Annotated in this window: 16 protein-coding genes; 2 read left to right on the top strand and 14 right to left on the bottom strand. The window is 44.5% G+C overall.

Going from position 1 to position 24609, the window contains the following annotated elements; all coding sequences use genetic code 11:
- Nucleotides 1-8: 8 nt before the first annotated feature.
- Nucleotides 9-2723: a hypothetical protein gene (locus Q0698_RS12920; protein WP_298637107.1), complete on the bottom strand. Its 2715-nt coding sequence runs from the start codon at nucleotides 2721-2723 to the stop codon at nucleotides 9-11.
- 283 nt (nucleotides 2724-3006) lie between these two features.
- Here Q0698_RS12920 and Q0698_RS12915 point away from each other — a divergent pair, with 283 nt between their 5' ends.
- Nucleotides 3007-4389, top strand: coding sequence for a hypothetical protein (locus Q0698_RS12915; protein WP_298637106.1), 1383 nt, complete (start codon nucleotides 3007-3009; stop codon nucleotides 4387-4389).
- Between the two features lie 55 nt (nucleotides 4390-4444).
- Here the strand turns inward: Q0698_RS12915 and Q0698_RS12910 are convergent, their stop codons facing one another.
- Both Q0698_RS12910 and Q0698_RS12905 read right to left on the bottom strand, forming a co-directional pair.
- Nucleotides 4445-5434, bottom strand: coding sequence for a hypothetical protein (locus Q0698_RS12910; protein WP_298637105.1), 990 nt, complete (start codon nucleotides 5432-5434; stop codon nucleotides 4445-4447).
- 10 nt (nucleotides 5435-5444) lie between these two features.
- Nucleotides 5445-7310 (bottom strand): glycosyltransferase family 25 protein, encoded by a 1866-nt coding sequence (locus Q0698_RS12905; protein WP_298637104.1) that lies wholly within the window; start codon nucleotides 7308-7310, stop codon nucleotides 5445-5447.
- Nucleotides 7311-7661: 351 nt separating this feature from the next.
- Between Q0698_RS12905 and Q0698_RS12900 the strand changes: the two genes are divergently transcribed.
- Complete coding sequence (locus Q0698_RS12900; protein ID WP_298637103.1) at nucleotides 7662-9899, top strand: glycosyltransferase; 2238 nt, start codon at nucleotides 7662-7664, stop codon at nucleotides 9897-9899.
- A 178-nt stretch (nucleotides 9900-10077) separates the two neighbouring features.
- Here the strand turns inward: Q0698_RS12900 and Q0698_RS12895 are convergent, their stop codons facing one another.
- From Q0698_RS12895 to Q0698_RS12845, 11 genes are all read right to left on the bottom strand, one after another.
- Complete coding sequence (locus Q0698_RS12895; RefSeq protein WP_298637102.1) at nucleotides 10078-10887, bottom strand: sulfotransferase domain-containing protein; 810 nt, start codon at nucleotides 10885-10887, stop codon at nucleotides 10078-10080.
- A 4-nt stretch (nucleotides 10888-10891) separates the two neighbouring features.
- Entirely contained in the window at nucleotides 10892-12385 is a 1494-nt protein-coding gene (locus Q0698_RS12890) for a tetratricopeptide repeat protein (protein WP_298637100.1), read from the bottom strand.
- 4 nt (nucleotides 12386-12389) lie between these two features.
- Nucleotides 12390-13358 (bottom strand): glycosyltransferase family 2 protein, encoded by a 969-nt coding sequence (locus tag Q0698_RS12885; RefSeq protein ID WP_298637099.1) that lies wholly within the window; start codon nucleotides 13356-13358, stop codon nucleotides 12390-12392.
- Between the two features lie 47 nt (nucleotides 13359-13405).
- Nucleotides 13406-14578 (bottom strand): hypothetical protein, encoded by a 1173-nt coding sequence (locus Q0698_RS12880; RefSeq protein ID WP_298637098.1) that lies wholly within the window; start codon nucleotides 14576-14578, stop codon nucleotides 13406-13408.
- Between the two features lie 21 nt (nucleotides 14579-14599).
- Entirely contained in the window at nucleotides 14600-15250 is a 651-nt protein-coding gene (locus Q0698_RS12875; protein ID WP_298637097.1) for an ABC transporter ATP-binding protein, read from the bottom strand.
- A gap of 3 nt (nucleotides 15251-15253) precedes the next feature.
- Nucleotides 15254-16039: an ABC transporter permease gene (locus Q0698_RS12870; RefSeq protein ID WP_298637095.1), complete on the bottom strand. Its 786-nt coding sequence runs from the start codon at nucleotides 16037-16039 to the stop codon at nucleotides 15254-15256.
- The gene (locus Q0698_RS12865; protein WP_298637093.1) at nucleotides 16036-17787 is read right to left on the bottom strand and encodes a polysaccharide biosynthesis/export family protein; all 1752 of its coding nucleotides are present in this window, start codon (nucleotides 17785-17787) and stop codon (nucleotides 16036-16038) included. The genes Q0698_RS12870 and Q0698_RS12865 overlap by 4 nt, the downstream gene beginning before the upstream one ends.
- Nucleotides 17787-18155 carry a hypothetical protein gene (locus Q0698_RS12860; RefSeq protein WP_298637092.1) on the bottom strand — a complete coding sequence of 123 codons (369 nt, stop codon included), beginning with the start codon at nucleotides 18153-18155 and terminating at the stop codon, nucleotides 17787-17789. Before Q0698_RS12860 ends, Q0698_RS12865 begins: the two co-directional genes overlap by 1 nt.
- A gap of 247 nt (nucleotides 18156-18402) precedes the next feature.
- Nucleotides 18403-21882 carry a hypothetical protein gene (locus Q0698_RS12855; RefSeq protein WP_298637091.1) on the bottom strand — a complete coding sequence of 1160 codons (3480 nt, stop codon included), beginning with the start codon at nucleotides 21880-21882 and terminating at the stop codon, nucleotides 18403-18405.
- A gap of 383 nt (nucleotides 21883-22265) precedes the next feature.
- Nucleotides 22266-23309 (bottom strand): hypothetical protein, encoded by a 1044-nt coding sequence (locus Q0698_RS12850; RefSeq protein WP_298637090.1) that lies wholly within the window; start codon nucleotides 23307-23309, stop codon nucleotides 22266-22268.
- 199 nt (nucleotides 23310-23508) lie between these two features.
- Nucleotides 23509-24369: a sulfotransferase gene (locus Q0698_RS12845; protein ID WP_298637089.1), complete on the bottom strand. Its 861-nt coding sequence runs from the start codon at nucleotides 24367-24369 to the stop codon at nucleotides 23509-23511.
- Nucleotides 24370-24609: the final 240 nt, after the last annotated feature.

The following is a 24609-nucleotide window of genomic DNA, read 5'->3' as shown; positions in this document are numbered from 1 at the left end:
TTGCTAAACTACCAGAACTTCGCTGTCCACATGGCTGACTTATCTAGCTCTGCACATTCGTTTAGAGTCTTTGCTTTTTGCTTTATCGCATTGAGCAAAGAAACATCTGCTTCGGATGCCTCCCTACAGACCTTATCGGTAAACTCCGACTGATGAAGATCTTCGTAACGTAGGGAGATAAATTCACCATACTCATCGTCAGCTACGTCGATAGCATGATCGAATGGCAAACCTCGAGCACCACCCTCTGCTGATCTGAGTTCAACCCAACCATCAGCATCTTCCTCGCTGAACTTCAGTTGGTACTTAGCTACCAGTTCACCGCGATCACGATGTGCTACTGAAAATGCAATATGGCTATAACCCTCGACTTCATAGACTTCATTCAGGCTCAATATGGCATCACTTTCAGATTCCTCAGTCACTTCACGGTCTTCAACAACCACTTCGGTTAAATACTGATCAGACATGTCATCCTGAACCGAAAGAGGTTCTGTTACAGTATCAGCTGGCATCCATACAACCGAGTCAAAAGCGCCTATAACTGAGTTCCACTCAGACACAGAACGACCTAGCTCGACCCCCTGACCACCAAGGTTCTCAATAAAGTAGCGGGAGTTTTTTACTAAGGCTTCGATAAGCTCCTTATCTTCTTCAGTAAGCTCATCTCTCACATCTACGCGAGCCACACCATCTTCAACAACCACCCCAACACGAAGTAAAGTACCAGCATCATCTGAGCTGTCAGTTGGCCAGGCTAGTAGCGGGGCGTCACCGGAAATTAGCTGTCTTAGCTCTAGCGAAAACGAGTTAACCAGTGCCTCGTCTGCGCTGACATTAACCGAGAGTTTATAATCGAATTTGCTAAAATAACGACGCCCTTGAAGAAGATGATCTAATGACAACCAAAGATGCTGATAGCCTGGTACGGAAAACATTTCTTCGAGATAGACCGCACCGTGACTCGTCCAGTGCGACTCGTATTCAAGCAGATCTTTAAGCTTCAAAGCTGCCAAACGCCATTGGCGTAACTCTGCACTGCTTAAGCCAGTTCTATCATCTAAATCGGCCGACTGCAAAGCCTGCGCTATCGTAGAGGCAATACCCACTACTAGCATACGATCACTAGAATTCATTGACTCAACAACCTGCAGGTGGCGGTCGTCAATCAGATCCATTGCATTAGGGAAGTACGGAATGAAATAACCATATTCATCGTTGCAGACATCCAACCAATCCAGGCAATCCGGGTTAACCTCATCAGGCCTAAATTCCAGACCTGGATGCCCATTCTTTAGGGATAACTTGAAGCTCAACTTCTTAAAAAAACGCTGGTCCCCCAACTCGACATTGGCGCAGGTCAGCTTGATATCTTGGTAACCATCTTCACTGTAGCTTCCGATAATTGCCAGACCAGACATCTTTACCTTAGCGAACACGTCCTCTATTCGGGTTGTACCCGCCATACCATTCACCATTTCCTTTTCTTTCAATAACGTTTTAACTTCTGATCTGAAAATTTCGGTTTGCGATTGAAACACCTGGTTTACCGCCAATAACTCTGACTTCTCAGAATCTGCGTCCGAAACCCGCTCGAACATGCTGACTTCAGCCGAACTCAATCTCTCCGCCAACGTTTGGTTAGCAGAATTCAACGAAGCAATCTTGTCTTCATAGCGCTTTACTTGAGCATCCATTGATCTTTCATACTCAGTCAGCTGAGACTCCATCTCATCACAATAATTTTTGATCGGCCCGTATTTATCCTGAAGCGCAGTTAGCTCAGCGTCCGCTTCATCAAATCTTTTAGTTAACCCCTCCGCAAGCGTCTTAAGCGTATTAATCTCACTTTCAGCCTCAACCTTTGACTCCTCAAGTTGACGAACCTGCTCACAGAGTCCTCGATTCTCCGCACTTAAGGTAGCTATTGAGCCAGCTCTATCTTTAGCTGACTCAACCTGACGGTAGGACTCTTCGAGCTCCGACTCCAATTGCTCAACCTGAAGAACCAGTAGCTCCTTGTCTTGGGCAACCATGGCAGCGCCCTCAAAACTTGCGTTATACCTAGCAATCTCTTCCCGCTTTTGGTCAAGCATCAATGACTTGTGCTCCAAACCAACAGTTAAACTCGCCAATTTTTCTGAGACTTCAGCCTCATACTGAGCAACGGCCTTGAACAATTTCGAGAGACTTACCGCTAGAATTTCGTCGAATGCTCCCGACTTGCAATAGAGTTCGAAAATTTGTTCCGCTAATAGCGAAAGTAAATCATCCTGCTTAGAACTAGTTGATTGACCAGTGAAGTCCAAATCCATGCGTTCAGCGATTTTACACTCCAGGCTCGTCGAAAAAACTACATCAGCAGCTCCCTCATATTGAGATCGCAAACTCTGGAGCTGATCATTGAGATGGTCTTCATTAATCGGAGACCTGGACGCTTCAGGCGATACGACCGATGAAAGATCGATCAGCTTGAGACTGTTCAATTGACCAGCACAAGCGTTCTTGCCCACGTCCTTTTCCAACACAGCGTCAGTGAATAAAAAGACGTCCGTGACCCCTTCACTCGAGGCCTCTTCTGAAGACAACCTTCGAAGTAACTCCTCGGCATTATCTACCGCCGCAAACTCTACGGTTGGATAGCCCGAAAACAAATCGGCAAGACGAGATTTATAACGCTGAAAGGGAACAGCATCCGATACAGACAATAGCCAATATGACATTAATAACACTCAATAAAATCGTAATGAATAATTCGACACATAAATCACGGGCCCTCGGATAATACCATTTCTACGCGCCGAAACTGATGATCATTGTGCTGGAATATTATCACAGTCCCCTAGGCAGTCATAGTTAGAGAAAACCAGAAAACAAGAGGAATCGTCTAACTTTTGACAAGAATCTCATCGCAAATCACCATTAAGACCGTTCGCCCTTTTATTAGTGTCAAATATAACGAAGCTGAGCGATAATAAGACCTACACAACTTTTTCCTGAGTACTTATGAAAACAGAAATCTTTGACCAAATAGACGAACTTATTAGCAAACGTAGATTCTCAGAGGCTCAGGAATCACTCCAGTTGGCTAGACGACTCGCGTCGACCCCTACAGACCAGCAACTGATACAAAGTTTCGAGCGGCTTCTCAGCGACCAACCCACATCTATAGCCGTCGACAGTGAGGAGTTTAAGCCAGGAATCAGCCTAGTCTCGTGTTCAATGAACCGGCACGAAAACCTCATACTTTCACTAAAGAGCTGGCTTCAACTCGAGGTTGATGAAGTCATTCTTGTGGACTGGTCCTCACAGGAACCTTTGGACTCAGCACTAATTGAGGCGAAAGTTTCGGACCCTCGTATCAAGATCATCCGAATCGAAGGAGAACCTAAATGGATTCTTACTTACGCTTTCAATGTTGGGCTCAGAGCAGTTTCTTACAGCACCACATATAAACTTGATGCGGACATTACTACTAGCAAGGACTTCGTAGAGCTCAATCCCGTTGGTCCATTTGAACTCGTCAGAGGACTTTGGAAGAAAGCGATTCAAGCCAACAAGAGAGACCAGATGTATGTAAATGGAAGCTTTGGCTGCCAGTCTAAACATCTCAAGGAGGTTGGTTACTACAATGAGCTAATACGCAGCTATGGATGGGATGATAGTGATTTATATTATCGACTAACCGAGTATTGTGGACTGCAAACACAATTTTTAGACGTTGACTCCATCGTTCATTTAGAACAAGAGGATGACTCTCGCATTGCATTTCAGGATATCTCGACGAACTACTTTATCGACAAAGTTCGCCCCACGATTTTCAACAACTCCGTAAACAGAATTACAACGTCGCTCTGGGATACTTGGACGCCGAACAAGTTACAAGAATATGCAACCACAAAAGCTTGTAACTCCATCTCAGTTGGCCACCGATTAACCGAAGATCAGTTTATACCCAATTGGGTAAAGGAGCAGGCTAGGACAGCCGCCGCTTCTCAATTTATAGAAAAACTCGAGCCTAAAATCGCACTCCGTTATAGTAGCTCTAGGTTATTAGCTGAATGGCTACTGTCAGAGTTCGACTACGGAGCTTCATTTAAGCTATCGACTGCTATTATTGGCAATTATTTCCATTTCGGAATGGAGGTATTTCAACGTGACCCAAGTGAGCTCAACAACTTCCTAGGCTATTCACGAGCTAGGTTCGTGCTGGCAGAAGGCGAGAGCCGGGATACCATTGAAACTAAGGGAAAAACGCTAGTTATCTTAAGTTCCAACAACTTAGAACGAGTGAATCAACTCAGAGATCTTGCTGGCTACAGCCAGATAGACACCAAAGGCATATTTATAACCAACGCGATAAAACAAACCATCGAACTTACGGAGTAACGGAGTAACGGAGTAACGGAGTAACGGAGTAACGGAGTAACGGACTAACAGAATACTAAGATGGATAGCGCTGAGCTAGTACCTGCAATATCTTCCTAACTGTATCGTTGGCAGTATCTTCCGTCCACTTGTCCTGCGGCCCTTCGGCGTAGTTTTCGAAGCTGCTATCGAAGAGTTCGCCATCCAACTGTAACGCCTGAGCTAATTTTCGGTTAGACTCTGAAAACTGACTGAAGAAGCGCTGAGCTTGCTGTCGAGAGGGCCTTGCTGGTTTGCCACTGGATGAAACCGCCTTTCTGAGAGCGAGCTCTAATTCCGAGTCAATTCTCCCAGTTACCTCTGTCATTAAATGACCAAACTTAGTAGCGCTCAAGCCCAACGATATATTTTCGCTAGCGACGTCCTTAGGGGCCCAATCAAGATCAATGAGTGAGCAAAAATCAGTTACTACATCTCCGCCAACCAACTGATTTCGATCAAAAATTTTCACCCGCACATTCTCAACGCCAAACGCATCAGCCCATAGCTTCCAACGATGAAAGTAGTCCAAGTATTTTGATGTTTTACCCGGCTTTATAGGAGGGAGCGCACGATTCTCGGACAGTGAGTAAAATTTTTTCGCCGGCTTTAAACGACCAACCTCCCATTTCGACGCCTCCTGAAAGTGAGAGACTGCCTGTTGATCCTGCCTCCGCAGGTACATAACGACTGAAACATCATAATCCGATAAGACTTGTTGAAGCTTCTCCACTTCCGAAGACTCAAAGATCCACGAGAAATTTTCGGTTGAGAGCACCAACCTCGGCTGACGCAGCTCTGATAAATGCGCTTTCAACGACTCCGGCTGAAACAAACGAGCGCCACGCTCAGGTTCGTCATGGTACGAGAGGTAATTATGAGACGGGCCAAGATCTCCATTCGGCTTTTTCGCAAGATAGCCCACGCCTAAGTCTGCGAGTTCGCAGCGATTATCAAAAAAGGCCTTTTGTAGTGAAGTCGAGCCCGTTTTATGCAGACCAATATGAAGAAAGAGCTTCTGCCGCACTTAGTTACCCCTAGTTCTTGATATCGTCAATCGTGTAATGCGAGTAGCCGAACTCCGCAACATCATCCGCATAAATTCGCCCAACAGCGGCAAAGCTAGCTTTGTCATAAACGTGAACCACGTTGCTGTAACTACGACGCTTTCGTTCATGCCCTACTTCTAGTTTCTCACCAAGAAATTTGAATAATGCCTCAGGCTCCGAAATTGTCTCCAACTGTTGCACGAACAACGGATTGACAACCTTGCTTGGCTGGATGAGGCGAACAGATGGCCACATATGCATGCAGTTAAGGAAGTATGACGGATTTTCAATAAATCCGTTCAGAAAAGCGCCAAAATCCCCATCAAATTTGGCAACAAACTTATCACGCAGCTCCAGGTCCAACTTCGAGCCGCAGCCACCTTCGGATAAGTAATAAAAAGCCGAAGCTAAGCGATCCCATGGATTTCGACAAACCGTAAAAACTTTGAAGCTATCGGCGTCAGGCCCAATCATACTTTTCATTAGCTCAAGGCTTCGATGCCCCTGAGCCTGGTGTCTGAATAGACCACTATTATCTATTGAGGTGCCGCCACATTTGGGGATATGAACAAAGATAATCTTCTTTTCGAGGTTAATTTGCGCCGATTGTATTTGCGGCTTACCACCTCGCGCCGCCCTAAGCAGCGCAAGGCGCTCAACTATACGCTCGCCGGTAGGGCGGAATTTATTCGCCAACTCCAACAACTTAATAGCCGCTGGAGAATGCTCTGAAGGCAGACCGAAAGCTACATCACGAATACTATCGATATCGCTCCTCGATATCTCAGGAGCACTCACAGCTGTTCCAGAAATTTCGGACGGGGCTCCTAAACCAAGTTTATCCCGAGTATCCACTAATGGAATTGACGTTACATAGGAGTTCAAATAAGACGGCTCCTGGAGAAGCCCGAAAGACTTAGATGTGCCAAAAACAAACCCAAGCCCATTTTTCTTCTGATCTGAAATATGACTGGAAAGCGCAGCTAAAATGGTGTCGATATTTGTTCCAGCTCCACCTTGAGTTAACGGAGGTACTCCAACACTTTGAACGAAAGCCTTTAGCTTGGCCAAACCGCTGGCGGTTAGAATATACCCATCGGTACCAGTCCAATGTCGAACGACTTCTCCGCCCTGCTTTGGCAGACTGTCATAGTGTCGATTCATGATTTTATTGACTTGCGTTCGCCGATAGAACAGTTTCCGTGGCAGCCCTGTGTAGGGAGGCTTACGATCCAACGAGCAATAAAGCTTCTCCGCAGATCTTCCATTGACATATACCAAATCAGCGTCATCCGGCAGATTCTTTGAAATATCGTCAAGTAAAGCTTCCGAGTAAGGTAGAAAGTGAGCATCATCTTCAAGAACCAGTAATAACTCCCCTTTCTTTAGGTTCGCTTGCTCCCACAGTTGATAGTGAGACAAAGTACAACCCAAATGGCCCAAATCCGCTGGGGATGGATTATCCGTTAAATGGCCACGATAATGCCGATGATTTTTATAATCGAAATCCTCTCCGCGAGCGTTAACGCCCTCCATGACTCTAAACGAAAAACTGTATGGCCAATTCTTCGCAAACTCATATAGCCGAGACGAATTTGGAAGGGAAATAACCTTCGCTTGAATATTGTTTATCTCGAAACAGTCGTCAGGTGTCAGCATATAACGCTTAGCACCAACTAATACTGAAGTCAGCTCGTGTTCTAGCTCGCCAAATTCTGTCGAAACGAAAAGCTTGGCCAATTCTTCTTCGCGCACGTCTAGATCACGATTCTCTGACACCGATACAATTTGCCCAAGTAACGATCTAATTGTCGCTACACGATTCTTCTTTTTGTTAGACTCAACGTTTTTCATTTAAATATGCAACTACCATTTCTTAAGTGACCAGCTGATCAATACAGTTGGCGAACGCAGAACACTCGTCATACACTCATTACTTGGAGGGCGGGACAAAGACAATAGGCCATGCCAATCTAGCGTCACTAAGCGCACTAGTTTGTTGCGAATATTACGCTAAATAGACATCATTTGAAAGTCGATGAGATAGCATACTCGCTAATCAACCACCGAAATGTCTGGCACAATGAAAAGACATTCAAAGCTCAACTAACCATAAAAATTCGGGACGCGTAATACAGCACATCGAACCCTAAGATGATATGATCATTGCTATCAAATACTTTTCTAGAAGCCATAAGTTCAACCATGCAAAAATATCAACTATTCAAACAGCTAATTTCTGCCATCGAGCAAGATAATTCGGAGCTTTTCTTAAACTACTACGCACAACTATCTTCAGTTGACCTAAGTGATTCCGACCGCGATCTTTTGAATTCACTAGTGAAGCGTGCCAACGCACAGCTTGGATTGGATCTAAAACTTCGAATAGATCAAATGATTTTAGGTAGAGACACCTTTCACTTCACATCAAACCAACCGCTGAAGGATGGTGTTTCTTTTGTAACTGCCTGTATGGATCGTAACGAAAACCTTTTAAAGGCTCTAGAAAGCTGGCTGCGGACTTCAGTAGACGAAATCATTATTGTAGATTGGTCTTCAACAACACCAGTCTCTGAGACCATTTTGCCCCATCTCGATGACCCGAGGATCACCATTCTTAGAGTTCAGGACGAGCCTCGATGGATTCTCACCTATGCATTTAACGTCGGGTTACAGTGCGTTTCAAGAAAAACTGTTTATAAGCTTGATGCTGATATTCTGGTGTCAGCTGACTTTATCGAAGCCAACCGATTTGATGACAATCACTTTATTCGCGGGTCATGGGAGCAGGCCCTTGCTCATACTGATGAGACACAGGTTTTCGTTAACGGCAGTTTTGGCTGTCGTACCGCGGATCTTCGCCAAGTATCCTATTACAACGAGTTTATTCGAACTTATGGCTGGGATGATTCAGACCTCTATCAGAGGCTTTCATCTCGCGGCTTAGCACAAAGCTACTTGAAGCCCGAAACAATCTTGCATATTGAGCAGGAGGATCAAAGTCGAATGGCCAATCAAGATGTTATCAAATCGAACATTTTGGGAAAATTTACCGCTACAGATTTTCAAAATACTCGTAACAAGTATATCGCTGCGACATGGGATCAATGGTGGCCGGACAATCGACAAAATTATTTAATTGAGCACTCTGGCGACAACGAGTATTTACTGAAGCGAGATACTGAAGATAAAGAAATTCCACAATGGGTAGTCAAGCATGCAGAAGCACTAGCGCTCTCGGCCTACCTTCGAACTACTGAATGGAGACTGGCTTCTCAATTTGACCAGCCTTTAGTTTGTGAGTTTCTACTTAATGAATACAGTAGCGGTATTGATTTCAAAATTTCTACCAAACTCCTGCTGACAAACAAGGAAAGTACTGTAAAAGGAGATTCCTCCAAAGCTACCGACCCATCTTTGCTTGTTGCGGTGGGCACTGCCCGTTGCGAAAGAACTTTGGTCACTGAGTCACTGGATCGCCCGATTCAAGTCCTAACTTCTGAAGGTATCGAGCTTCTCAATAAAGTACGTATCAGCGCGGGACGAGCTGCAATCGAGCCTATCCAATTACACGAAGGCCAACTGACTGATACTAGTAAACAGCGGCTTTACATAGAAGTCCAACATGGGTTGGGGAACAGACTTCGAGCTCTGGCCAGTGCAGCTAGTATTGCCAATAAGGAAGGGTTTGAGCTTATCTTAGTTTGGGTTCCTGATAATCACTGTAACTGTAAAGTTTCAGATCTATTCGACTATCAACTCGCAAGTATCGCCGCCAAGCCATTTTACTCGATGAAGCAGCGCTCAGTTACCAGTATAACTTACATGGAATTAGAGCAGGGCCATATCAAAGACGAGTTGATCAATTTCCCTCCTTCTGGGGACATAGTTATCCGCTCGGCCTATACACTGAACCACCCTAGCTCTAGTTGGACTGAAGACAACTTATTCCTGCAAGCGTTGAAACCAACTTCATCGGTCCAGGAGATATTGGACAGCGTATATTATAAAGCGGGAATTGGCTGCCACATCCGCATGCAGGGTGGATCTGGACAGCAACTGGCGTCGTACGATTCAACTGAGAACTGGACAGCAGAAAGCCATTCAGCCATCACGGAATGGCGAGATAAAAGTCACTACAGTCGCTTCCTAGAAAAGATCAAAGATATGCCGGAGCATAACAATCTCGGGATATTCTGTGCCGCCGACCTTGCTTCTACCTATGAAAAAATGGGAGCTAAACTTGGTAAGCGCATGCGAGCGCTAACGCGGGAAACGGATGCCTATCGTGACGCCGATGACCTAAAGTATGCACTCGCTGATGCGATTATGTTGTCTCGATCGAAGATACTACTAGGTAGCGGCTGGAGCTCATTTACTGAGCTAGCTCTTCGCCTGTCGACAAGTATTGAAGTTAAACTGACCGCGGGTGAAGATTTTTAACGAATACGATGATTCCTCTAAGCTTGCAATTACGCAGCTGTCGATTGCGCTGCGTTATTGAAGCGAGTGGTACCTATCCCTTCTTGTTATTTATTATCGTACATCACTTACCACGCGTTGAATGTGACGAATCCCCTTCAAAGCCATACTAAGAATTATAAGACTACCTTAGCTATGCTTAACGCGTGAAAATGTCATCGTAGCCATAGGTTTCCAAAAAGGTAATCAGACGGCGATTCAACTTCATAATAGTTTCACGCTCCAACTTTGCCTTATAATTCCCAGGGTGAACCTGGCGAATATGAGATCCTTCGTCCTCGGCCTCGGGAAGGACGTCATGCTTAGCGACAACTTTCTCAAGAATTGCCATATCAAGCGGTAGGCCTAACCAATTAACCAAATCAACCATCCACTCAAGCTTCTTGTAGATAATATCTTCGTAACGAACAACTTTAACATCTACACCCTGAAAAGCATGACCATACCACTTAAAGTATTCTGCATAGCTGAATGAACGTTCTAGAACAAATTCATTAAGCTGCTTACTCTGAACTTCTTGGCGTTCTCGTTGCCAACTTCCGTCCTTATCATTTAACGCAACATGGCTCTTTGCAATTGAATAGTACAGAGACACCAGCATATCACGAGGGTCGCGCACCAAAATCAAATTTTTTGAAGGTTTTAGATTCAATTTAAAGGATAGCGGGTAGCTTCGAAAACCGGTATATACTATTCCCGTATCTGCGAAGCAGACCGATGCATCTTCACCAATATCTTGCGGTCGAACGCCCTGCTGAAAGGCCTCCCCGAAAAGAGAGAATGAAGCCTGCTTGATTGCCCCACAGTACTCTCTCACCAATCTATCCATTAGTGTGGAGCCACTTTTCGCGTAGGCAAATAGATACGCGCTTGGATCACTGCGAGTGGGCTCAGGGGTGTTGATAGTATAATTCACCCCGGATAACGACACTAAATCAAATTTGGACATACTACTAATTCTTTCCTTCTAACTGGCTGTCTATAATCTGTTGACGATAATACTCGACTTTACTAATGATTACTTTACCAGTAGGTCGTAACTCCAAGGCCTTAGACATCAGCTTGAGTGCGGTGTCGAAATCGCCGACAGCTTCATAAGTGAGTGCAACTTCTCGCAAGATATCTGCCGACTGCCTGAAGGTAGAAACTCGCTCTCCTAATGCCAAAAATGGATCTTCGTTCAACGTGTCTTCCTCATTCGCAAAGATATCTAGAGAGGGTATAAACTCAAGCTCTACGTCATTGAGATTCAACGCATCAACGATAGCATTAAAGAGTGATTGCCACGGCATATGATAGCTGACGTAATCACCTTTTAGAGCGACGGAAGACTGGACATTTTTCACCTCCCGAAACGGCACCCGTCTCGCGTTAGGGAATTCTGCAATCTTTAATCCTGACCCATACACTCCATTGGAATGCACTACCCCGCTTGACTTCAAAAACCTCAGCGGTAACATTGACTGAGTGCCGATATAGGTTGCGAACGCCGTCATACTAACACCGTGACGAAGCTTAGTGGCATAGTCTTTACCAATCAGCGATACCCATTGAACTGGCACTGATACTTCAGCCTGTAATCGACTGAACAGAGCCTTCTCCGACGGCACGTCAATTTCCTCGCCAGCATAGGCGGTATAGCCATCAACTAATACAACTATCTGCCTTGAAATCTTCGTGTGTATCGCAGTAATTAGACTAGCATAGCCTTCCACCTGTTGTTGCCAGCAGCGTTTTTCGTCTGCTACTCCCACCCACAAAATGAATGCTTCCGGAGGGAAATCCACGCGGTTATTCCGCGCCCAAGATGTTAACTGATCTTCGAAAGCACTAGCAACGTGATAGTTCGCTGGGACCGTTTGAGGTCTAATGGACCATCCGGCAGCCTTAGTCTGTGTGTTATAGCCCAAGAGCGCTGGATTAAAGAAACAAGTCTCAGATACGCTAATTACTGAATCCTGAAGTGCAGGTAGCAGGGGCAAGTTGAGCATCTGATCGTAAAAGAAGTGGGCGGGTCTAGAGTGACTTAATAGCGCGCCATCAAACACCTTAGGTTTAATAAAATAGGCTGCAGTGTCGATTCGATGTAATAAATCGTAGCCGATATTCGCGACTGCATTATCACCAAAAGTATTGCCATGAAGTTGATAGCAAACATCATCAATAACCGCGCCATCTACAAGACTACAGGTTTGAATCCAGAACCAGCGATTATCACCATCGCCATCCGCGAAACAGAGTACATTACCAAAACGGATTTCCTCACTGCGATAGCAGCGAGTCAGAATCTCTGGACGCTTCGGATGCTCGATTACGAGTTTGTCCTCCTTGAGGATCTCGTTCAAGATAGTAATAAGCATATCTTGTTTACCACTTTGCACGCCAAGTACTACTCGAGCGAAAAAAGTGCTTAACGAAAATGGATAACTGGTCGCTACTTCACGCATCTAGTTAGTTCCAAAATTTGATACAGGCTTTGCCCGGCTTTAGCATTGTGCCATCGAACATTCGAAGCTTATTTGATTCGTCTTCACTTAGCTGAGCGAAATAGTCCTTTACGAACTGCGCTCGCTGTAACACGAACTTACGCCCCGCAATAAGATGATCACTTACTCCGTTTTCAGCCAGCATATGTTGGTATGCCGTCTCAAAATTATCGATGAGCGCTTGCGGGATCAGCAGTGAGCTGCGAGGGTTTAGATCAAAACCAACTCTATTGGACTTAAGCTGACCGACTGTGTGGAGAACATCACCTTTTCCGAGCATTGATAAGTATTCTCGCTCTGAGCGGTGATATCGGTGGATAATACATGGCGCGTTGTCGCCGCTGAACGACAAGCAATCCTTCGGTCTTGTATGCACAAGGCTGTGAGGCGAACTAAACACAATTCCATTAATACCAGTTGGAATAATCAGCTTGTGTAACGGAACAAAATCCCCAGCAAGACTGCCAACAATTGGATGTGAAAATTCGTCCGCCTCGCCTGCTACATTAAACCACTGAAGGCGCGTGGGGCGTCCGTTAACGACCTCAGTTAAGAAATATTCCAGCGAGTACCCGCCCAGGTAAATAAACTCATCCACATCAATGGAGGTAAAATAGTCATATCCTTCGAGCGTAGCCATTCGATACATCTTAGACATAGCTCTGGCCTGAAAATGATTTTTAGCAAAGAATTCTTCATTAGTGAGGTTGTCGATGGGAAATGATTTATCTTTTTGCCAATAGATATCAGCCTCATAAATCGATATCGGAGCAAACAGCGCGATGGTCTCCAGCAACTCTCGAGTATTATCCTCGAGGTTATTTACGAATACACGTATGTGATCAACGCCAAGCATCAAGTGATAAGCAATCCACTCGGGGAGATACGCGGCCTCGTCTTTAGCTATTGCCGCAACCATCAAACGCTTTTTCATCACTTGCCTACTCTTTTTATTTCTCTTTCACTCTATCCAGCTGGATATCAACCCAATTCTCTTACGGTCGCAACAATAATCCTTACAATACCATTCAACATTAACAGAACAACGAATAGCAGCAGCACGTTATAGAACACAGATGGATACTTGCTACCCTCTGGTAGAGTTGATTGCTCAAGCGTCACTAGGTATTTGGCTTGGCGATAGGTTTCAACCGTGGCGGCTGCAATACTCATCTGAGTAGCACTATATGTCTGCAATGCCAATTCGTGACTAAGCTTTAACTCTGAGTATTCCGTTAGTACCTCACTCACAGAAGAACCATTCGCAGTTGCGTTAGCCAAATTTATCGAAAGCGGACTAGATTCATCTATTTGTGACAATCTTGAACGCTCTTGACGAAGTTGTTCTTGAAGCGCAACGAGTTGAGACTCTAAAATAAGAACTTCGGGAGCACTAGCAGTCATACTCTGCTTAGCCGCCAATAGCTGAGATTCAACTGCCGCGATTTGTGATTCCAATCCATAAGTAATTTGCTGAAATGCCATTCCTTCGGCTAAAGGGTCTAATAAACCATGTTGATTTTGAAATGATAGTAACCTCTCCTGCTCTAGCTTCAAGTCCGCAAGTGTCCTATCTGATTCCTCAAGCATAAATCGCAGTTTATTCTCTGCTAAGCCACGAGAAATAGAATTAATATAGGCCTCTGCGTGCCTAACAATCGCCTCGTTAATTTGCTGCGCTGAAGCCTGGTCAAAACCTTGACTGGTGAGCGTAATAATCCCACTAGCGGTATCTACCTCGACGGCGATATGAGAAAGGTAAAAGTCGAAAAATTCCTCAATGGTGGAATTAGTATCTAAGCGAGAGAAATAATCAATGTCGCTATTAGTGTACAATGACTTCAGGGCAACTTCTTGATCAAGAAGTCCCAACATATCATTAGACGTAACATAGGCTTTCACCAGTTCGGCATCCTGAATACTGCTTGAGCCGGCCGACATCCCCATCACCATCATCACGGGGTCAACAGCGGCTTGCTCTGAAGACTGAACAGTAAGCATCGAACGACTTTCGAAGCGCTCGGAAGCGACCATTTCACTATAAATAGCGAAGGCCAAAACCGGTAATATTAGCGTCCAAAAATTCACATTCTTAAACACACTTTCAATCTTAATATTCTCAACGTATTCTCTTAGTTTTATAGCAATTAACATATTCAGGATCTCTTTATGAGTCTATGTGTTTTGATAGACACTAATAGCCTCTTCTAAATCTTCGTAAAAGGTAAGTTCGCCATCACAGATCAGAATGGCGCAGTCACAGTAGCGACGCAATTCTTCTAGTTCATGACTAACCATAATGATACCGGCGACCTTTGATTTTTCGTCCAGTTTCTCTCGCGCCTTAACTCGAAAGTTAGCGTCTCCAACCGAGGTTGCCTCATCGATCAGGTAAATATCAAAGTCAATAGCAGTAGCACAAGCAAAGGCCAAACGAGCTTTCATACCCGATGAGTATCCGCGTGTTGGCAGAAAGTACTTATTCCCTATATCCGCAAATTCTAAAACACGGCGTTCATACTCATCAATATCGGCGACGCCGTTAACCTTAGCAATGAAGCGCGCGTTCTCTTGACCGGTCATATTCTGATGCATGGCGGTTTTAAGTGCTATCGGCCAAGAAATATTGACATCACTAACAATTCTACCCGCATTAGGATACTCACTCTTTGCCAGCATCCTGAATAATGTTGACTTACCAGCTCCGTTAGGTCCAATAAGAGCAATACTCCGTTCAGTAGGAAAGCTGAAATCCAAGTCTTTGAATACGTATTGCTTACCCAACTTAGAAGGATAGAATTTACTTAGGTTCTTAAGTTTCAACATATGTTAACGACCTAAAGAGTGCTTCCAAGTTGCTTGATACACGGCACAAGCTGCAAAGACCATCGTCAAAGCCACCAGAGCTAAAAATTCGAAGTTCATCGGTCCCGGCGGGTAGGAGCCATAGAGTGAGTGACGAGATAACTCAATAGATTGTGCCAACGGATTCCAATAAAAATATGGCCAAAATTCGCGTGGCATTTCGTTAATAGAAAAGAATACACAGGAAATGAAGAGCAGCGGTCTTGTCGCCAAATCCCAAACTTTCTTGACTTCGGGTACGAACATAGCCGCGATGCCAATTATCAAACCCAAAGAGCAAGCTATTAGCCACAACAACGTCAGAGATAAAAGAAGTGTTAAGGGACTATCTAAACGGAGCTCCATACCTAAAAAATACATAATCAACACGATTATCGCTAACGTAGCAAGCTTTGTGAGAAATGAAAATATGGCTGCTGCGATGACTGCGCTAATAGGCTGTACCTGACGGAGAGCAAAGAGTGAACGTGATGATCTTAATGACGAAGCACACGAATTCATTCCTTCCGTAAAAAATTGAAAGGTCAAAAAGCCCATAGCCATAAACGTAAACATCGGCATGGTAAAGACAAGATCGCCAGTCATTCTCCCGCGGACAAAGGAAATAATAAAGATGAACGCAACTGGTGAAACAACACTCCAGCTGATCCCAAATTTATCATTAAACCCGGTCTTAATCTCGCGGACGAACAGCGCGATGATGACATCGCGCCAGATCTCCCAGCGATTTCGCTTATAGATTGAACTCACCTTAAAACGACATCACTAGCAATTGCGATTTGATAAATGACCTGTGTAATATCTTTCACCGATTGCATAAGGTGCGATGAAACCTTAGGCAGCACCATTATCGTATCACCTGGCTGAATTGAAGCGGTTTCGAAGCTTTCATACATTCCATTCGGGTGAACAACAATAATTTGATCCGCATTTGCTCGCTCCGAAAAACCGCCAGCCCAAGCAATGTAATCTTCAACCTCGGCTTGCGAATTGAACACAATCGAACGCGGCATGAGAACCTCACCTGAAACATTCACGATATCCGTCTTGGCAGGAATGACAATTCGATCGCCCATTTCAAGTAAGATATTGGCTACTTCACCGCGATCGGAAACGATAACCCTGCCTTTCGGTTCAATTTCTCGAGCTCGCTCAGTAAACTGAAGAACTAAACTGGCCTCCGAGGCACGGATTGATGCTTCACCCGTGGAGCTAACCGGCGAGCTGAAGACCGTTCGTTCAAGTCGGTTTAAAGACTCTTCTAACGTTTCACGCTGCATCTCTGCGACACTTTCACGTTCGATATAAATTGACTGTATATCGGCAAGATTTGGATCTGTCTCAATCAGTGCAAGCACATCATGCAAACGAGCACCTTTCTTTACTGCATAATAAGATGGCCCCAGATAACTCCCTTCAATTTGAACATCAATTACCTCAGCTCGAATATCATCGTTGAACATCACTCGATCGCCATCTGTCAATTCAAAGGCGTCAAAATCTGTTAGAGGCATGTAAAGTGAGAATGGACCGACATCTCTATCGCCAATAACACCAACATGGCTGGTCTTAGCCATTGGTAATGCATAGTGCACAAGTTCGCTGCCTGCGCCAACGTCGCCGACAAATTCGAACCGGAAAGGATTTCGGACACTTCCCGACACTTCTACTGTCGCATTTTGACGACCTACAAAAATGACATCGCCATCTTTAAAGGTTGGCGTAGGTAAATCGCCATTCAAGATAAAGTCATAGAGATCGAATGAGGCAATAACTTCACCATCGCGTCGTAACTGAATGTCTCGATAGCTACCGCGGTCTGGATCAATTCCACCTGCCCGCTTAAGGTAATAAATAATACTATCGCTAGCCAATCCAGCATACTGCCCTGGACGGATAATGGAGCCCGAAATATAAACCGAGACGGGTGTCGCCGTTAGCAAATTAACGTAAATACTTACGTTGTCGCGATATACTGTTCGCACCTTGCTTGTAACAACATTATTCAAGCTACTCGCAGAAACGTTCTCCACCGACACTGGGCCAATATTAGGAATGAAAATATTTCCTTGATTGTCTACCGTCAGCACCTCATTTGCATTCACCGCACCCCATAATGCCAAGGTAACCTTGTCGCCTGGTGCAAGTAAGTAGTTCGAGTTAAGTCCATCGTAGCGCTCAGACTCATAACCACCAACAAATAAGTTGGCTCCAAAAGGTGGAGGTGCGTCTGGATTAGCTGTTGGCAACAGCTCACTGACGTCAGACTCTCCGGGTAACAACATACCCTGTCGTGTATTCATATAGACGTCTGGGTCTTGTGCCAACTGCTCTGAGTTCAAGCTATTCTGAGCTGCATTCAACTCATTGACAGTTGCTTGTCGATTAAGATTGTTAGCGGCGTTATTTTGGCTCCGGTTATTCTGACCTTGCGCATCGACGAAGACTGATAGGGAACTCAGCAGCACTATTAAAACGCTTAATTGTTGGAACTTCATCAGTTAATCCCCTGTGAATCAAACACGCTAATACCACTATTCATCCAAGGATATAGCATCCATTTCGATTCATCCTTACACACTATTGAACGCTTACTTGTCACGCCGATTTCGGCATATTGAATACAATCACTTCCTAACGCAGAGTAATAGCGACGCAACACCAAGAATTGCTGTCCTTCACCGCTAAAAGTAGCACCAGCAAGTGCTGAGTCGAGAAACGATTCCAAGGAAGGGTTTGTTAACTCGTCACTACCATTCGTCCAATTGGTTTCTACTAGCGGACGAGAAGCGATGACTTCTGGAGGCCTACTAGAACAACCCACAGCGAGTGTTGTCAGTAGAAAAATTAACGTTATTTTCTTCATAGACTTAAACCGAAATCTTGGAAATTTATAAGAGGATACCACAGTATCCGAACAAAATAATCAGTTGTTAGACATGTCAATCAGCTAAATTTTTCGTAACAATAATACCATGCTCAAGATTGCCTAAATAAGCCACAATTGACGCTAAATCATCAAAAACAATCTGACGACAATTGCCATAGAAATCATCGAGAAATGAAAGACTTTTCACTAACATAACATCGAAGAAAGTATGAATTAACATTAGCTAGCCTGGCCCATCCAAGCAATCAAACTCAACCTGACTAATGATAGCACCAGGCACGTAAGTCCTCTCGGTGTTGAAGCAAGACACCGAACCATCCAACTTGAACTTAGCTGTAAAATCGCCACTGTAAACGGCATCCACAAAGTAGTAACCACTTTCGAAGGCATAGCTAACAGTAACGCCACTATCGCTCTCCAACCATTGAGACCAGCCGTTTGAATCTGACCATTTTTCGCGGAAGTCAGATATATTGGCCCACCTCGCGTATCGCTCCATTCCATTATCATAAAACACCACATACTTGTTCAACTGATTGTTGTAACGTAGATCTCTTATATCTCGATTCTGAGCGTCGCGAGCACCGGTGTAGCGAAGTTGATATTGCAGGTCACCGTCAACAACACGCCATCTATGGTTAAGTGTTCCGTCGCCATTGCGCTTAATTTGCGCCCAGCCATCTGGGTTGCTCATAACGAAGTCACCCAATTTCGTAGTCACTTGCTCCTCTATTACAGAATCAAAAACAAGTGGATAATAACCCGTTACCTCCAAGCTTCCCGTTGAACTTGTTTCAAGTGTTTTATCTCCGAGTACCTCGGGAAAATATTGTGATAACACGATAGGTACTTCTCCATCATCGCTGAAGAATTTAATCTCATCCCAGATATATCCTAATAGCTCGCTTGGGCCAAGCGCCGCCCCTCGATTTCCGCGCGAGATTTCAGAAGCTGAACAATTTTCGTGACCAATCGAATTGGATTCATCTCCGGACGAGCAATACGCTATGCGCCCATCCTCATCAAATTCGTAGGAATAATAGGATCCGCTAGCAAAAGGAGTACACTCTTCGTTATAAAAAACGTGGCTTTCACCGCCATTAACTTTAAATATTTGCCCTGAATCGAAAAGTGTTACTTGGTTCCATAAGCTAAATGTTGTTTCACCACAATAGTCGTCATACTCATTATCACTGAAGCCATACGACTCAAAAACTATGTTTTTGCCATCATCACGAAGTGTGAAGTTGTCAACTTCCCATACGTCAGATGGAGACTCAATCGGATAGCTAAACTGAGACCACTTAACTAAAACCCCATCACTATCATAGAATTCTGTTTTGTAGCCACGTTCATTTGTTTCCGAATAGGAATGAATTGTCTCATTAGTTGAATGAGCTAATATCCTTGTTGCCCCACAAGGATTGTATAATCTAAAATCGCCAGAACCATCGTTACCAACAATCCAATATCCCGTCTCCGTTATATTTGTATTTTCGGGGAACTGGCGCTGAACTATATCGAAATCTCGTAACAGTTCATCACGATAAATTGTACATCGATCGTAGCTATCATCGAATATTGGCGACAGAGAAAGGTTTAGCGGCAACCTCTCCAATTCAACAGTAATTGTAGATCCTGTAATTGCTCTTTCCTCGAAGCTACCGCGCCAAAGTGGATCGCCCACGAAATCTAAGATTTCGACAACACCACTAATCTGACTTCCCAAGACAACATTTTCGATCTCCCAACGACCGTTACTAAACTCAGCTAAATAAGACACTCCATCAAGATTAAGCCTCCCTACAGTTCGATGATCGAAGTGGTACTGTTCATATCCAATCGCATCTTCAAGGCTAGCTGGAGAAGGGGTATTAAGGACCACCACTTCAATAGCTTGGGTTGTTAGTGTATTTTCGTAATCGATGATGGTTAAGGGAATATCTACCGCGGATTCCGCACCCTCGTTGTCAGTTACCGTAAGACTGATAACAATCTCAGCATCAACATCAACTTTAGGCGTAGCAACCTGCACTGTCGCCAAGTCCGTATTGGTTAAACTTACTGCAAGCCCACTGATTTGTGCCCACCGGTAACTAACGATAGTGCCATCCACGTCCGTGGCATTGGCAACTAAACTTGTCGTCGCTGACTCGGGGATCTCATCTCTAACAGAGACTTCAACGGTAGGGGGAATATTAGGGGCCTCAACTAAAACGTACACCGTTGCTGTAGCGCTTTCCGCTGCATCATCGGTCACTCGAACCGAAAAGCCGAGCTCTACATCACTACTTACCGCTGGCGCGACAAAAGATGCAGATGCCGACGTTGCGTTCGAGAGAGATACCTCAGGACCACTGATTTGCTGCCATTCGTAGCTATCAATCGTACCATCACTATCCGTTGCATTGGCGGTTAGTGTGACCTGAGATCCCGCCGATACTGAACCTAATGGGGTGATTGAAACCGAAGGAGGATTATTATCGGCATTGTCACCAATGCCGTCGCCATCTGTGTCAGCACTTTCAGAAGCGTCAATTGGAAAGACATCATCTTGATTAAGTACTCCATCTCCGTCGATATCCGTATCCGTATCGTTCGCGACACCATCACCATCGGTGTCGATAACACAAACTTCTAATTCATCGCTAAACTGATAACCGGCCTCGCAACTAACACCGTCCGAACTCGGAACAAACAGCAAGCTGACTTCCGATAGATCACTTTGATAACGTTCACTATAACTAACCACTTGAGAAACCATAGTGACAATAGTTTCTAGTTGCGAGGCATACTGAGATGAGTCCGCATCAGCATTTGCTAACGCTATAAATTCATCTTCCGTTGCGGGGAATAATGTTGAAGCAACTAGGTTGGCTGCAAAAAAGGTTAGTTCATCATTGTCTTCAGCAATAAAGTCCTCGTCTAATAGCGATGGTTCCACTGCTAAGCGCTGGGCGACATTTTGTATCGAGGCGTTTAAATTGTGCGAGGTATCTACCGCTGAACGCTGCAGAAAATCTAGATATATCAAGGATGAAAATGGCGTGACTATCGTAACCCCAGGCGCTGCCGACAGGATAAAGTCGAGTTCGATCAGCTCACCGGTAGACTCATCCACGGTTGTATCGGCGGCCGCACGAACTAGAACCGCATATTTTCCTGGATCGTCAATCTCCGGCACATAAATACGTCCAAAGCCATTTTCACCAGTGGTTGTACTCGGTTCATCATCAAGTTCAAGATTACCATTCACATCTAACCAGGCGGTCGCATTTTGCAGGTATCCATCAATTGCAGTAATGGTGATTTCTGGCGTATCCAGAATAGTGATGGTGACGTTCTTGCTGGCCTGCGCCCCATCGTTATCAGTAACCGTCACTCGAAATACCATTACCGTATCTTCACTGACATCGGGAGAATCGAAAATCAACTCAGCGGAAGATATGTCATCGATGTCGACTTCCGGGCCTCGGTTCTGTTCCCAACTATAGCTCGCGATACTCCCATCGCTATCGGTAGCTAACGCTGCAAGCTCTACAACCGCTCCTTCGTTGAACTCTGTATCGCCTGTAATTGAGACGTCAGGTGCTTTGTTCCCAGAGGGAGGTGTTGGAGAGGAATCCCCGTCATCGCCACCTCCGCCGCCACAACCATAAAGAAAGAGGAGAGTGATAGTAATTAGGGCGCGAAGAGTCATCATAGAAACCTGCTACGTGGTTGTAATCAGAATAGGAAAGAGTCAGTACGCCGCACACCCATGTGCTTCGATCATTGAAGCGGGATATCGGTAATTGAAATCAGCTTAAGTGAATGACTCACTTTCCTTGCTTAGTATAAACACTAGGATAGACCCTTTCGTATTGCAATAGCTTTGTTGGTTATTAAAAAAACCTGTAACGATAAGGGTCGCTTACATCTCTTACTGCTATTGTCGAACTGATTGATATTCCGTGGAAACAATCCAGCATGCATTTCTCGGCCTAGCCCAACTCTACCCTAAAGAGCTAATTGTTAGAAAAGTGTCAAAGCTATGCAAACCACTTAACCAACGTAACATACTTCCGTCAGGCTTTGCGCTTGGCACTATAGCAAATCGTAGCGAATAAGCGTCGACCAAACGCCTGCGATCAGCGCCTCTTGAGCTTCGTGGTTTCCCTTTGCTTTCAATTGCGCTATGGATAACACTTCTTCAAGTGCCTGCTCTGGCAATATAGAGTTATCTAAGTGTTGTACCGGCTTCATTCCATCGGCGAGTGACAACCAAGGTTTATCATCCCAGTAACGCTGCTCAACCCAACGATTACTCAGACGATAATTTGCCACGAAAGCTTCATGCTGATCTAGCGATTCGAAGTACCCGCCTACCGGCTGTTCGGTATTCGCAATGACTTTGTCGAGAATTTTGCTTAAACGAGTCGCTTTCTTGTATTGAGATAGGTGATCAATGTCTTCGGTTAAGTTTGCGTTAATCCGAGCCATTGCATGAGAAACCGTCGCGGATGTGGAGCTATTATAAATCTCCGATTTATTAGATTGCATGGAAATTTTTGTTGGTGCCGCGTGGAACAGAAAATCAGCTGTGATATCGCCATCTACCAAGGCATTGCTTACCGCAGGTCTAACAATCAAATTTTCCTGCCCAAATATTCCCTCTAAATTCGATAAGTATTCCTGGTAGTTAAGGAGATTTAATCTTCCAGCGTTGAGAATATATTCACTAAAGGGAAGAGAACAAGCATGTTTCTTTACCAGCTCATTATACATCGATGTAATGACGTCATCTTGCGGTCTCAGGTAAACGCAAACCCTTATTGAGGTATTGGGCAATGACTTAACTAACGTTAGCCAAGCTGTGCTGCGACGCCTCTCCAATAACTCAGAAGAGACAATAAATTTGGAGCAGCTAGATCTTGAAATCTCATCGTGAAGCTCGGAGAAAAGCTGGTCTACGTTTTTCCCATTCATCGCCTTCGCGAACGGATGGTGGGCTCCACCTGAGCCTAAGCCTGTTTTGACATAACAAATACCATCATCGATAAGAGCTTCTCGATTTTTAAGCAATTTCTTTTGCAACGCGGTGGTACCCGTTTTAGACATACCGATGTGCAAAATCAGTTCTTTTTTCAAGCCACTGTCTCCGACATTAAAGAATACAAATCATCTTATTAATGCGGCCTTTAACAACTCAAGTCAACTGAGAAATGGACTCAATTACTACTTAGTCGCAGAACAACTAACGCTGCAGTAAATGAACTTTTTAGTGACGAATGGATACTGCGCGGGATTAGAATTCTGCGCATACAATCAATTCGCAACAGTTAATAATTTAAAGGTATTTCCATCCTGACCATAGCGACGAGATATGAAAACGCTTCTCGCAATACTCGTAGGTACTTCGGTAATGATTAACAATCGTTGTCGCGACCTCTTCGTTGAGTTCTCTAAGACTCTGGCTTTTTTTAGAGACATTAGATTGAAATGCTACGTCGGGTTCAAAGTCGGCCAAATCTAAGAATTCACGGAGTCTATTCAACGTATCGCTTTGAAAGAGTTGTTCATAGAAACCATAAAAAATATTCTGCTCATCGAAGACTCTTTCTAAACGTTCGATAGTCACTTCATATCGTGTGCGAATCTCTGCCTTTCTCCGACTAATGGATGCAAGTAGTTCTTTTTCCTCATTCGGTAGTTTTATATCGGGGTTACTAAGAAGTTTATCTCTCCTGCTCATTCTCAGTGCAGACCAGCATCGTTCAAGTGGATCCCTCATGAGGAACACGACTTTCACCATAAAGCCTCTACGCTCCAAATTCGCCTTGATTTCTTCGAGAGTTGTCACCGGCAAAGCAGCATAACTTGGTGTAATATCACCGACGAGGGAGACCGTTTCACCTCCTCTAAACCAAAGGTAATCGAAATAATCGTAGTAATTTTGCGTGTTAGCGTAAAAGCTAAGGTGCTTGAAGAGATGAGGGCGCTGAGAGATATTATCAAACGCTATGCGGTTATTTGTGGCGGTTAGTTTTTCCGTTAAGAATCGGCGACACTCTTTTTCATATAATGCATCAAAGACATGGTATTCCTTAGTAAAGCCCATATCAACATTACTCGATTTATCTAGCTGTGAATGCAACCAAGTTGTCCCACCCTTTTGGCAACCCACGCCTAATATAAAGTTTTTACTCATCAAAATTACTCCAAAACATCTAAGACGTTCAACAGTCACTACAATAGAGCGTAACAGCTATTAAATCACAGTCATGATGTGATAACTAACTTAGAGCATTGTTGGTTTAGGAAGCAATTAATATAACAAGAAGAGCAACTAGTCTCGCAGCTTGGCGAGCCCGTTTCTACAGGCAATAAAAAAGGCCCAACCAAACGGTTGAGCCTTCTTCATTGTATTAAGTGCCTGGCGGTGACCTAC

This window comes from uncultured Umboniibacter sp. (assembly GCF_947497555.1).
Classification (GTDB): domain Bacteria; phylum Pseudomonadota; class Gammaproteobacteria; order Pseudomonadales; family DSM-25080; genus Umboniibacter.
Note: the sequence above shows the minus strand (reverse complement) of the source record. Positions and strands in the feature narration are given on the sequence as shown.

Coding starts and splice junctions, on each gene's coding strand:
- Q0698_RS12920 (WP_298637107.1), bottom strand. CDS start 2,723: ATGTCATATTGGCTATTGTCTGTATCGGATGCTGTTCCCTTTCAGCGT.
- Q0698_RS12885 (WP_298637099.1), bottom strand. CDS start 13,358: ATGAAAAAGCGTTTGATGGTTGCGGCAATAGCTAAAGACGAGGCCGCG.
- Q0698_RS12890 (WP_298637100.1), bottom strand. CDS start 12,385: ATGCGTGAAGTAGCGACCAGTTATCCATTTTCGTTAAGCACTTTTTTC.
- Q0698_RS12845 (WP_298637089.1), bottom strand. CDS start 24,369: ATGAGTAAAAACTTTATATTAGGCGTGGGTTGCCAAAAGGGTGGGACA.
- Q0698_RS12855 (WP_298637091.1), bottom strand. CDS start 21,882: ATGATGACTCTTCGCGCCCTAATTACTATCACTCTCCTCTTTCTTTAT.
- Q0698_RS12875 (WP_298637097.1), bottom strand. CDS start 15,250: ATGTTGAAACTTAAGAACCTAAGTAAATTCTATCCTTCTAAGTTGGGT.
- Q0698_RS12880 (WP_298637098.1), bottom strand. CDS start 14,578: ATGTTAATTGCTATAAAACTAAGAGAATACGTTGAGAATATTAAGATT.
- Q0698_RS12915 (WP_298637106.1), top strand. CDS start 3,007: ATGAAAACAGAAATCTTTGACCAAATAGACGAACTTATTAGCAAACGT.
- Q0698_RS12905 (WP_298637104.1), bottom strand. CDS start 7,310: ATGAAAAACGTTGAGTCTAACAAAAAGAAGAATCGTGTAGCGACAATT.
- Q0698_RS12895 (WP_298637102.1), bottom strand. CDS start 10,887: ATGTCCAAATTTGATTTAGTGTCGTTATCCGGGGTGAATTATACTATC.
- Q0698_RS12865 (WP_298637093.1), bottom strand. CDS start 17,787: ATGAAGTTCCAACAATTAAGCGTTTTAATAGTGCTGCTGAGTTCCCTA.
- Q0698_RS12900 (WP_298637103.1), top strand. CDS start 7,662: ATGCAAAAATATCAACTATTCAAACAGCTAATTTCTGCCATCGAGCAA.
- Q0698_RS12860 (WP_298637092.1), bottom strand. CDS start 18,155: ATGAAGAAAATAACGTTAATTTTTCTACTGACAACACTCGCTGTGGGT.